Genomic DNA, 11,718 nt, shown 5'->3' on the forward strand with positions numbered 1-11,718 from the left:
GATATAGAAGCAGGGGGGGCTTTGCAAATTTGCAAAGCCAAATTTATTTTCTATTTTCGTCTAGGACTTTTTGCATACTCTCTCTAGTCGCCTCTAGCCAGTTTTCTTTTGAAGTATCGACTATATCAAGACAAAAGAGCTTGATGTCTGCTTTTTTAAAGCTAAATTCTTTTACTTTCATCGCATCGCTTCCTACAATAACGATAGGCTGAACTTTTAAATTTAGCTTTTCAACTAATAGTTTTGCACCGCCCTTAAAAGGTAAAAGCTTATTAGTTTGAGATCTAGTTCCTTCGGGAAATATGGCTAAAACGCGACCATTTTCAACTCTATCTTTTGCTTCACTTAAAAGCTTTATTAGTGAATGTTTATTTTCACGCTCAACCGCTATCATTTTTGGCAAGCTTAAAATTTTACCAATTATAGGAATTTTACCGATCTGTGCCTTTGCGATCCAGCAGACATTTTTTGGGTGAAGCTCTTCGATGACGATGATATCAAGCATGCTTTGGTGGTTTATAAGTAAGATATTTGCCTCATCACTAAAATTGCCTATCACTTCAAGTTTATATCCACCAAAAAACCTTTGCGATCTTCCCCAAAATTTTCTTATGGCTCTATTTTTATCATTAAATAGCCACATAAAAAAGACGACAAGAATAACGCTGATAACAAACTCAATAGCAAAAAATAAAGCTCTAATTTTTGACAAGATTATCCTTTTTTACCCAGCCAATCTTACCATCAGCAAATAAAATTTTAGAGTAGTCACCTTTTGTGTCTAAAATTTCTACATTTTCATTTTTACGGGATGTGTAAAAGATGGTTGAGTTTTTTGTAGGCAAGATCGAAACGCTAATATCTGGTTTTAGAACGGCCTTGCCAAAAGGGTTGTAGGTATAAATTCCAAGTGCTATAAAAATGGCTGCTACGAAAAAGTAGCTAAGCCTTCTGCGCCAAATAGCTAATAATATAAAAATTACCGCACAAGAGTAGATCGTGACATCTTTATAGGTGCTAAACTCACTTTGTTTTGGATTTAGTCCGATCTGTGTGCTGACATCGTCATCTTCAACACTCACTGGCAAAGAAAAGCTTTCAAATTTAGCCTTTTTTAGGTTGTAATAATTAAAGTCAAGCGATTTTTTGTTTGGCTTAAATACTGCAAAATAATATGCACTTTGTGAGTTAAAGTCGCCATTTATCGTATCTACGCCTTGCTTTAAGATTGTCTTATTTTCTATATTAAAAGCACTTAGATCTACGTTGTTACCATAAATTTCTACAACCATGATATTGTTTATATCATCAAATTTTGTTGTCTTAAATTTCTTAACTTCAAGATTATCGGCCACGATATGGTTGTAGTTCTCATCGCTTCTAAGCTCTTTTAGCTTTGGTAAAAAGATATTTATACTTGAGCTTTGATAGTTTTCGCCATTTCTTTTTAGGGTTAAGCTAACTTTTAAAGTCTTTGCATCAATGCTTGTTGCCTCAAGATAAAAAGTACCTACATATTTGTTGTCTTCGCTTTTTACCCATTGAAAATTTTTCTTATTTAGCCATTTGATATTTGTTTCATCAAGCTGTGTCTCAAACTCAAACTCAAAGTCATTTTGTGTATCAGCCACTATCTCAACACTAAAAATTTCTCCTATAACAACATTTTTTGGTACATTTGTGGCTTTTAAAAGAAGCTCTTTTACTTTGATCTTATCATATACTTGATTGTCTGGGACACTAATATCTGGCTCGTTTGTTGGCACGATGTTTCGCATCTGCTCTGGAGTGATACGCTCTGGCTGTGGTGATACAAATTTTCTTGAAAAATCTTGTTCTTTTGGCGGTTTTTGAGTTTTTGGATTTGAAGTAGGGCTATTTACAAATTTATCCTCCCTAGCTTCGTCCATCATGTCAAAAACGCTTACTTCGTCGGTATTTACAGCAAATAAATTTAGTACGAGCAGGGAAATAAAAAGAAAATGTTTTACCAAACTAAACCTTTTAGCATCTTCATACCATCATCTGTACCTAAAATTTTCTCACAAGCACGCTCAGGATGAGGCATGAGGCCAAATATTCTTTTGCTTTCATCGCAGATTCCAGCTATATTGTCGACTGAGCCGTTCGGATTTATTTCGTTACCTGTAGCATCACAGTATTTTAGTAATACTTGATCGTTGTCATAAAGGCCTTTTAGAGTGGTTTCGTCAGTATAATAGTTGCCCTCGCCGTGAGCGATAGGTATATTTACTATTTCATTTTTGGCTAAATTTGCTAAGAATTTATTGTTATTTGATATTACCTTTAGGTGGTGGTATTTTGAGACGAAATTTAAATTTTCATTTCTTCTCATTGCACCCTTTAAGAGTCCAAGCTCAAGTAGCATCTGAAAACCATTGCAAATTCCTAAGATATAGCCGCCTTTTTTTGCATGCTCTTTTACAGCTTGCATAGCTGGGCTAAATTTAGCTATCGCAGCTGTTCTTAGATAATCTCCATAGCTAAAACCACCAGGCAAAACGACTAGATCAGCATCAATCTTATCTTCTTTATGCCAGATTATTTGTGTTTGGCAGCCAAGTAATTTAAATGCGTGAGCTGTGTCTTCTTCGCAGTTTGTGCCAGGAAAAAGTATGATCGCTACTTTCATAGTACGATCTCATAGTCTTCGATGACGGTATTTGCTAAAAGCTCTTCACACATCACTTTTAGCTGCTCATTTGCTTTGTTTTTATCGCTCTCATCGATATCTAAAACGATTTGTTTGCCTATTCTGACATTTGATACACCGCTAAATCCAAGAGAATTTAAAGCATGCTCCACTGCTTTGCCAGCAGGGTCAAGGACCCCGCTTCTTAATGCTATATTTACAACAGCTTTCATCTTTGTCCTTAAGAAAGAATTCTTCTTAAAACTTCTTCGTAAGCGACTTTTACGCTACCAAGGTCTTGTCTAAATCTATCTTTATCAAGTTTTTCATTTGTTGTTGCATCCCAGAATCTACAACTATCAGGGCTTATCTCATCAGCTAAAATGATATTGCCGTCTTTATCTATACCAAATTCTATTTTAAAATCAACTAGTTTTAGATCTCTTTCGGCAAAAAATTTAAATAATATAGAGTTAATCTCTCTTGCTGTATGTCTTAGAGTTTGAAGATCTTTTTCGCTCTTTACTAATCCCATAATGATACAGTGCTCATCTGTTACTAATGGATCGTGCAAATCGTCGTTTTTGTAGTAAAACTCAACAAGTGTAAAAGGTAAAACTGTGCCTTCTTTTATGCCAAGTCTTTTGCTAAGTGAACCAGTTGCGATATTTCTAACAACAACTTCAAGAGGTATGATCTCACATTTTTTGACTACTTGCTCAGTGTCGCTGATAGTCTCAACTAAGTCAGTCACGATGCCTTTACTCTCCAAAAGCTTAAAAAGCTGTGTTGAAATTTTATTATTTAATGCGCCTTTTCCAGCTTCGTTGCCTCTTTTTTGAGCATCAAATGCTGTTAGATCGTCTTTAAATTCAGCCACAAGCAGATTTGCATCGTCTGTGGCATACATTTTTTTACCTTTCCCCTCGTAAATAAGCTCTCTTTTTTGCATGGAGATCTCCTTCTAATTTATTGTTTTATTTTTAAAATTTTGATCGTATCAATTGCCGTTTTTAATTGAATATCTTCATCAACTTTTTTTTGCGTGATTATCTTTTTATCATCTTTTGCTTCAGTTTTATTGCCCTCGCTTGTAGGATTTATCTTATTTAGCTCGCTTTTTAGGTGCGCTTTTAACTCGCTCTCTTTGATACTAAATGCACTATCGTCGCTTTGTGGCACTTTGCCAGGATGCACGACTACATCAGGTGTTACGCCAACTGCTTGGATAGTTCTGCCACTTGGCAAGTAGTATCTTGCGATGGTTAGCCTTAATGCTTCGGTGTCGTCTATTGGAAGGATTACTTGAACGCTGCCTTTTCCAAAGGTATTTTCGCCGATTATTACAGCACGTTTATGGTCTTGAAGTGAGCCACTTACGATCTCACTAGCGCTAGCACTTCCGCCATTTACTAGTGCAACAAGCGGTAGTTTTGAAAGAGTTTTACTAGCACTTGCTTTATACTCTACATTCTCAGATGCGTCGCGACCTTTTTGAGAGACGATGACGCCGTTATCTACAAAAAGATCAACTAGATCGACAGCTTGATTTAAAAGTCCGCCAGGGTTATTCCTAAGATCAAGTATGATGCCACTTGCTTTTGGATACTCTTTGATCGCTTCTTTTACCTTTGTAACAACATTTTTGTCAAAATTTGTAACACGCACGTAAAGAATGTTGTCATTTTCTATCATTTTTGCATAGACAGATTCAACCTTTATTAGATCTCTTATGATCTTTACATCAAATGGTTTTTGCTCACCTTTTCGCAAAATTGTGATAGTTATTGGAGTTTTTGGCTTACCGCGCATTTTATTTACAGCTTCATCTATCGTTGTGCCGATAGTCGAGTTACCATCTATTCTTAAGATGATATCGCCCGATTTTATACCTGCTTTATCAGCTGGGGTATCTTCTATCGGTGAGATAACGGTTAATGCGCTATCTTTCATGCCAACTGTTATGCCAAGGCCACCAAATTCTCCACTTGTTTGCACCTGCATATCTTTGTAAGCTTTTTCATTTAAAAAGCTTGAGTGGGCATCTAAATTTTGCATTAAACCAGCAATGGCTTTATCGATGATCTCTTTAAATTTAATGTCATCAACATAGTATTTTTCAACGGTTGAAATTGTTTTTGTAAGCTTTGAAAGTGCTTCAAGCTTCGCACTTGCTTCGTCTTCACTCTTTGCAAAAAGTGCATTCACTGCTACACTTGAGATAAGCAAGGCACCTGTAATTTTTAGTGCAAAAAATCTACTAAATTTATTCAAAATTTCTCCTATAATTTTTGGCTCAATTCTATTAGCTTTTGGCTAAAAAAAGTATAAATTTAAGCTTATATTTTTGCTTTTGGATAGTTTTTTTGATACAAATTTATAACGGTAAATTTTAGCAATTAAATAAAAAGAGTGACAAGCATTATAAAAATACTTGACAATATAAGACTAAAGTTATATAATGGCGACCATATAAAATAATCCAAGGAGATTTAATGGCTGATATAACAGAAAATTTAACAGCTCAGATGCAAGAAACTCTTGAAAAAGGTATTAGTTTAGCGATATTTTCTAAAAATCCGCAAGTTGTTCCGCTTCATATTTTTTGGGCTTTGCTTGCAGATAGTAATTCTATTTTAAACCAAGTGTTTAATAAAATGAATGTAAGTAAAGATGCTGTCGAGCTTGAAGTAAAAAGTAAAATTTCTTCACTTCCAAGCAGCTCAAACGTTACAAAAGATAACGTTTCAGTTTCAAGAGAGCTTATAAACTCTCTTGAAAATGCAAAAGCTTTGATGGTAAGCATGGGCGATAGCTACATAGCTGTTGATACATGGATCATTTCATCTCTTGAGCTTAGTGAGATCAAACAAATTTTAAGTAAATTTTGTGACATCTTGGAGATCAAAAAGAACCTTGAGAGCATAAGAGGCGGCAAAAAAATAGATAGCCAAACTGGCGATGATACGCTCGATAGTTTAGAAAAATTTGGCATAGATTTAACGCAAAAAGCACTAAATAAAGAGCTTGATCCAGTCATCGGCCGTGATGAAGAGATCACTAGGATGATGCAAATTTTAATAAGAAAGAGTAAAAACAACCCTATCTTGCTTGGTGAGCCAGGCGTTGGTAAAACAGCCATCGTTGAGGGCTTGGCTCAAAAGATAGTGGCTCGTGATGTGCCAACAAGCCTTGCAAACAAGCGTGTTGTCGCGCTTGATATGAGTGCAGTCGTAGCTGGTGCAAAGTATAGAGGTGAGTTTGAAGATAGGCTAAAAGCTGTCATCGACGAGGTCAAAAAAGCTGGTAATATCATACTTTTTATAGATGAGATTCACACCATAGTAGGAGCTGGTGCGAGCGAGGGCGGAATGGACGCTGCAAATATCCTAAAACCAGCTCTTGCACGTGGCGAGCTTCACGCTGTTGGTGCGACGACATTAAAAGAGTATAGAAAGTACTTTGAAAAAGATGCGGCACTTCAAAGGCGCTTCCAGCCAATAGACGTCAAAGAGCCAAGCGTAAATGAGGCACTTCAAATTTTACGTGGTATAAAAGAGCGTCTTGAAGTTCACCACGGCATCACGATAACAGATAGTGCGCTAGTTGCCGCAGCAAGGTTAAGTGACCGCTACATCGCAAACCGCTTCTTGCCAGATAAGGCGATCGACCTTATAGATGAGGCAGCAGCTGAGCTTAAGATGCAAATAGAGAGCGAGCCATACGAGCTTTCAAAGATAAAACGCGAGATCGTAACGCTTCAAGTAGAAAAAGAAGCTCTAAAGATGGAGGATGCGGATAAAAATAAAGAAAGACTTGGCGAGATCGAAAAAGAGATAGCTGATCTAAATGAGAAGAAGCTAGCGCTTGATACTAAATTTGAAAACGAAAAGGCTGTTTTTGGCGGAATTTCAAAAGCAACAAAAGAGATCGATAGCCTAAAATCACAAGCTGAGATAGCTAAAAGAAATGGCGATCTTCAAAAGGCTGCTGAGATAGAATACGGCAAAATAGCTGACGCTAAAAAGCACAAACACGAGCTTGAAGAAAAATGGGAAAGTATGAAAAAAGAGGGCGTACTTCTTAAAAATCAAGTCGATGAAGAGCTTGTGGCTGAAATTTTGAGCAAATGGACTGGAATTTCAGTTAAGAAGATGCTAACAAGTGAAAAAGAGAAGTATCTGCGCATCGAAGAGCATCTAAGAGAGAGCGTTGTTGGTCAAGATGACGCACTACACGCACTTGCACGTGCTGTTAAGAGAAATAAAGCCGGCCTAAATGAAGGTCAAAGGCCGATTGGTTCGTTTTTATTTCTTGGTCCAACAGGGGTTGGCAAAACTCAGTCTGCTAAGGCTTTGGCTAAATTTTTATTTGACGATGAGAAGGCGCTTATCCGCTTTGATATGAGCGAATATATGGAAAAACATAGCGTGAGCAGGCTTCTTGGTGCGCCTCCAGGATATGTAGGCTACGATGAGGGAGGTCAGCTAACAGAGGCAGTTCGCAGAAGACCTTATTCAGTCATACTTTTTGACGAGGTTGAAAAGGCTCACAAAGATGTATTTAACATACTTTTGGGAATTTTAGATGACGGACGTGCGACTGATAACAAAGGTGTAACGGTTGATTTTAAAAACACGATCATCATTTTAACTTCAAACATCGCTTCAAATTTCATAATGGAGCTAAAGGGCGAAGATCGTGATGTGGCTGTTAAAAACGAGCTTAAAAACTACTTTAAGCCTGAGTTTTTAAATAGGCTTGATGATACTATCATATTTAATCCTTTAAATGAAGAGGGTCTAATCTCTATCGTTGAGATCATGTTTAAAGAGCTTGAAAAAACTCTTCATAACCGCGGCATAAAGGCAGTTTTGAGCGAAGAGGCTAAGAAATTTATCGCAAAAGCTGGCTTTGACATAGTTTATGGCGCAAGACCTCTTAGAAGAGCGCTTTATGAGCTAGTTGAAGATAAGATCGCTGATATGATCTTAAAAGATGAGCTTGAAAGTGGCGATGAGATCACCATTGATAGCGATAGTGAGAAGATTATCATTAAGAAAAAATAACTTCAAATTTACTTGGCAGGTTGGATCAACTTGCCAAGCTCTCATATAAATTTTTATACAAAAAATATCTAAAAAATAGGGCGCTTTTTGCTACTTAAAAATATAACTAAACGCCTAAAAATTTAGCAAGGGCAAAATAAAATATAGCTGATGAGATAGCAGCTGCAGGAAGTGTGATGAGCCAAGCAAGGATGATTGGTTTTACCATTTTCCAGTTTGCATTTTTATTTACGATACCGATACCTAAAACTGCGCCTATTAGGATATGCGTTGAGCTAACTGGTATGCCAAGCTTTGTAGCTAGAAGTATGACGATACTTGAGGCAAGCTCGGCGCTAAAGCCAGTCGTAGGTAAAATTTCAGCTAGTTTTGAGCCGATAGTGGTGATGACCTCTTTGCCTAAAAACCAAAGTCCAACGACAAGCGAGATGCCAAAGGTCACCATTGCGATGCTAGGTATCGGCGAGCTTTCGTTTATAGAGCCAGTTTTTAACACATCAAGCACGGCGGCAAATGGTCCAACAGCGTTTGCGATGTCGTTTGCTCCGTGTGAAAATGCAAAAGATGAAGCGGTAAAAATTTGAAACCATGAGAAAATTCTATTGATACTCTTTTCGCTATCGTTTTTGCTCATGACATTTATGATAGCAAGGCTTGCAAGATACGCCAGAGCTCCGATAACAAAGATGATCCAGATAGTTTGGATGATACTAAAGGCTAAATTTATATGCTCAAGCCCTTTAAAAAGCATCATCGATGAGATCACCATTGCGGCAAATCCAGCGATGATTGGGATATGTTTTTTCATTGCTTTAAAAGTGTCTATCTCTTTTTCACCGTCTTTCATAATGCGAATTTTTGAACGGTACTCGCTGTATTCAGTGGTTTCGATCTCGTCCTCATCGATAACTGCGATCTTTGAAAGAGTAGCTATTTGCTCCTCAGCCGGCTTCGTTTTTAGTGCCTTTATAAAGCTTTCTTTATAAGCTTTTCGCTCAGCTTTTAGAGCTTTTAGATTCATTTTAAGTTCATGTGTTGGCTCAATAATCTTACTTTTTACGTAGCCAAATATAATGTAAGACATCACACCTCCAAGCAGTGGTGAGATAACCCAACTTACGGCAATCCTGCCAATCTCACCCCATGAGACCATGCTAAATGGTTCTGGATCTTTTATCATAAAGCCCATAGCAAGTCCTGCACCAACGATGCCGCCAACGATCGAGTGGGTAGTCGAGACTGGTAGACCTTTTTTGGATGCGTAAAATAGCCAAAGGCCTGAGCTAAGAAGGGCTGAGATCATGATGATGACAAATTTCATCGGATTTAGATCGCTTGGAAATTTCACGATCTCGTTTCTAATCGTATTTGTAACCTCTGATCCTGCAAATATAGCACCGCTAAGCTCAAAAATGGCTGCAATGATAAGAGCTTGCTTAAGCGTAAGAGTCTTAGCGCCAACACTTGTGCCAAAGCTGTTTGCAACGTCATTTCCACCGATATTAAAGGCCATAAAAAGACCAAACATGCCGGCGATCAAGAATAAAAAGTAGTTATTTGTCGGGATGTATTGATAGCCCCAAACGAAAAATCCAACGCTACAAATTACGAAAATAACAAATGCCAATAAGTTATCTCGAAGCAATCAAGCCCCCTTATAAGGTTTTTGATATGGATTATATCTTGAAAAATATTAAAGTTTTTAGAATTTTTCAACTTTAAATGATACTAAATTATCATATGTTAGAATCTGCAAAAATTTTTTAAGGATAAATTTTGGTTATAGCGATCGATCTTGGCTCAAACACATTTCGCCTAGCACTTGTCAAAAAAGAGCAAAATGGCTTTAGTAATGAGCAAATTTATGAAAAGATAGTAGGAGCTGCTAGAGGGCTAAATGAAAGTGGCAAGATAGCAGATGAGTCTAAAAATAGGCTCTTTGAAGCGATAACAGAGGCTAAAAATAAATTTGATTTTGATAAATTTAAATGCGTAGCAGTCGCAACTGAGGCTTTTAGAGTGGCATCAAATAGCGAAGAGATTTTTAGCGAGATAAGAGATAAATTTGGTATAAATTTTCATATCATCAGTGGCAAAGCAGAAGCAAAGCTTACATTTTTGGGTGTTCAAAATGCTTTTAAAAAGCTTGGAATCAGTGAAAATTTTAGTATCATTGACATCGGTGGAGCAAGCTCAGAGATCGGCGAAGATGGAAATTTTATGAGTTTTAAATTTGGCATTATTACATTTTTTGAGAAATTTAAAACGCTTGATTTAATGCAAGAAAATGCAAAAATTTACACAAAAGATGCAAGAGAATTTTTAAATAGCTTAAGAAATAGATTTATCGTGCTGACTTCTGGCGTACCAACTACTATCGCAGCGCTACGACTAGGACTTAGCTACGAGAACTATGATCCAAAAAAAGTAAACGGATTTAAGCTTAAAAATGACGATCTTGCCTGGTTTGTAAATGAGCTTTTAAAGATGGACGATAAGAGCGCTGATGTGGCGGTTGGAAGAAACAGAAAGTATCCACTCATCGCCGGAACCTTGCTTTTAGAGGAGCTTTTAAGTGGACAAGAAGCAAAATTTTTAGTTATTGACGATGGGCTTAGAGAGGGTGTTGGTGTGGCCTATCTGCAAGGAAAATTTCAAGAAATTATCACAAATTTTTAGTTAATATTTCAAAAATTTAAAGGAGAGAAAATGAGCATAAGAGAGCAAATTTTAGCTGATATAAAAGAGGCTATGAAGGCAAAAGATGAGTTTAAAAGAGATACTTTAAGAACGCTAAATGCAGCACTTAAGCAAGTTGAAGTAGATCAAAGGATCGAAATGACTGATGAAGTGGTACTTCCGCTACTTCAAAAGGAGATCAAAAAGAGGGCTGACTCGGTTGAGCTTTATATAAAAGGCACTAGGGAGGATTTGGCTAAAAAAGAGCAGGGCGAGATTGAACTTATTAAGGCATATTTGCCAGCACAACTAAGCGATGAAGAGCTTAAAGAAAAAATAAAAAAGATTATTGAAAGAGTTGGTAAAAATTTAGGCGCTGTAATGAAAATAGCAAAAGATGAGATCGGAGCAAGTGCTGAAGCAAAACGCATGAGTATGATCGCAAAAGAGCTTTTGGCTTAAAATCTACAATCTTATAAAACTTCTAATTTTGAAAACTTACTTCTAAATGTTGTAAGTTTTCAAAAAATCAAATACGACTTTCATTTTAAAAAGATAATTTTAAAAGCATAATACTTATATGAATATGTTAAAAGGTAAAATACAAGCTTTTTTATATATTTATATTGAAAACTGTAATTTTCAAATTGTTATTTTAATTTTCTTATTTTTTCTTTTAAATGAATTTAAATATTGATTTATAGGCTTATTTTGGATTTTATCTTTTGTATGATTTTAATTTATCCATTAAATTTAATGTAAAAACATTTGTAAAAAATCAGTTAAAATTTTACAATTTTCAAAAATAATTGTGGTAGAAAATTTAGCTACCCTATTTTTAAATTTAACTATTAGAAAAGTATGTGGACATTTAGTGTGTAGTTTTTAGGCATAAAGATCGGTGAGTCTAAAATTTCAAGCACGCCATCATCAAATGAGAGAGCGCCTATTATCAGTTTTTATGCTCATATCGGCTAGGTGCACTACCTTTACGATCTGCATTTTATCTGCCGTCCATTCAGAAAAAGCTAGAAATTTAGAGTCCTCTGAAAACAAAAAGCAAGCAGTCGCCCTTTCGCTAAGTAAAATTTGAAGCGCATCGTCACTTTAACTAAATTTTGATCAAAATTTGATAGTCTTTTTTTGTGGCTTGAAGGCTCATTTTTTAATTTTAGACAGTGCTTGCTATTTATAAAAAGTCGTAGCTCGCCAAGGGTTGGAGCGCCCATAGCGACCTCATAGCCTTCAAATTTGGCGCTAAATTTGCCATCACTGCTACACGCATTTGCCTCATAGTCCCAAGCCGAGCTCATAAAT

Annotated in this window: 11 protein-coding genes; 3 read left to right on the forward strand and 8 right to left on the reverse strand. The window is 36.4% G+C overall.

The window, feature by feature from the left end; genetic code table 11:
- Positions 1–43: 43 nt before the first annotated feature.
- From CVS95_RS00155 to CVS95_RS00180, 6 genes are read right to left on the reverse strand one after another with little or no spacing between them, the layout of a single operon-like run.
- Positions 44–718, reverse strand: coding sequence for a lysophospholipid acyltransferase family protein (locus CVS95_RS00155; RefSeq protein WP_234400022.1), 675 nt, complete (start codon positions 716–718; stop codon positions 44–46).
- Entirely contained in the window at positions 699–1,994 is a 1,296-nt protein-coding gene (locus tag CVS95_RS00160; protein WP_107695141.1) for an SH3 domain-containing protein, read from the reverse strand. The genes CVS95_RS00155 and CVS95_RS00160 overlap by 20 nt, the downstream gene beginning before the upstream one ends.
- Complete coding sequence (purQ, locus tag CVS95_RS00165) at positions 1,988–2,653, reverse strand: phosphoribosylformylglycinamidine synthase I (protein WP_107695142.1); 666 nt, start codon at positions 2,651–2,653, stop codon at positions 1,988–1,990. The genes CVS95_RS00160 and purQ overlap by 7 nt, the downstream gene beginning before the upstream one ends.
- Complete coding sequence (gene purS, locus CVS95_RS00170) at positions 2,650–2,886, reverse strand: phosphoribosylformylglycinamidine synthase subunit PurS (RefSeq protein WP_087577064.1); 237 nt, start codon at positions 2,884–2,886, stop codon at positions 2,650–2,652. Before purS ends, purQ begins: the two co-directional genes overlap by 4 nt.
- Positions 2,887–2,894: 8 nt before the next feature.
- Positions 2,895–3,605, reverse strand: a complete 711-nt coding sequence (gene purC / locus CVS95_RS00175) for a phosphoribosylaminoimidazolesuccinocarboxamide synthase (protein ID WP_107695143.1) — start codon at positions 3,603–3,605, stop codon at positions 2,895–2,897.
- Between the two features lie 17 nt (positions 3,606–3,622).
- The gene (locus CVS95_RS00180) at positions 3,623–4,939 is read right to left on the reverse strand and encodes a S41 family peptidase (protein ID WP_374057345.1); all 1,317 of its coding nucleotides are present in this window, start codon (positions 4,937–4,939) and stop codon (positions 3,623–3,625) included.
- A gap of 209 nt (positions 4,940–5,148) precedes the next feature.
- Here CVS95_RS00180 and CVS95_RS00185 point away from each other — a divergent pair, with 209 nt between their 5' ends.
- Positions 5,149–7,722, forward strand: a complete 2,574-nt coding sequence (locus CVS95_RS00185; protein ID WP_107695144.1) for an ATP-dependent Clp protease ATP-binding subunit — start codon at positions 5,149–5,151, stop codon at positions 7,720–7,722.
- 106 nt (positions 7,723–7,828) lie between these two features.
- Here CVS95_RS00185 and CVS95_RS00190 read toward each other — a convergent pair whose 3' ends face one another.
- Positions 7,829–9,367, reverse strand: a complete 1,539-nt coding sequence (locus tag CVS95_RS00190) for an inorganic phosphate transporter (protein WP_107695145.1) — start codon at positions 9,365–9,367, stop codon at positions 7,829–7,831.
- Between the two features lie 131 nt (positions 9,368–9,498).
- Between CVS95_RS00190 and CVS95_RS00195 the strand changes: the two genes are divergently transcribed.
- The gene (locus CVS95_RS00195) at positions 9,499–10,401 is read left to right on the forward strand and encodes a disulfide bond formation protein DsbA (protein ID WP_107695146.1); all 903 of its coding nucleotides are present in this window, start codon (positions 9,499–9,501) and stop codon (positions 10,399–10,401) included.
- Between the two features lie 30 nt (positions 10,402–10,431).
- Entirely contained in the window at positions 10,432–10,863 is a 432-nt protein-coding gene (locus CVS95_RS00200; RefSeq protein ID WP_107695147.1) for a GatB/YqeY domain-containing protein, read from the forward strand.
- A 566-nt stretch (positions 10,864–11,429) separates the two neighbouring features.
- Here the strand turns inward: CVS95_RS00200 and CVS95_RS09705 are convergent.
- On the reverse strand, positions 11,430–11,714 hold the full coding sequence (locus CVS95_RS09705) for a hypothetical protein (protein WP_234399979.1): 285 nt from the start codon (positions 11,712–11,714) through the stop codon (positions 11,430–11,432).
- Positions 11,715–11,718 lie beyond the last annotated feature (4 nt).

Source organism: Campylobacter concisus (genome assembly GCF_003048905.1).
GTDB lineage: Bacteria > Campylobacterota > Campylobacteria > Campylobacterales > Campylobacteraceae > Campylobacter_A > Campylobacter_A concisus_V.

Coding starts and splice junctions, on each gene's coding strand:
- purQ (WP_107695142.1), bottom strand. CDS start 2,653: ATGAAAGTAGCGATCATACTTTTTCCTGGCACAAACTGCGAAGAAGAC.
- purC (WP_107695143.1), bottom strand. CDS start 3,605: ATGCAAAAAAGAGAGCTTATTTACGAGGGGAAAGGTAAAAAAATGTAT.
- purS (WP_087577064.1), bottom strand. CDS start 2,886: ATGAAAGCTGTTGTAAATATAGCATTAAGAAGCGGGGTCCTTGACCCT.
- CVS95_RS00185 (WP_107695144.1), top strand. CDS start 5,149: ATGGCTGATATAACAGAAAATTTAACAGCTCAGATGCAAGAAACTCTT.
- CVS95_RS00200 (WP_107695147.1), top strand. CDS start 10,432: ATGAGCATAAGAGAGCAAATTTTAGCTGATATAAAAGAGGCTATGAAG.
- CVS95_RS09705 (WP_234399979.1), bottom strand. CDS start 11,714: ATGAGCTCGGCTTGGGACTATGAGGCAAATGCGTGTAGCAGTGATGGC.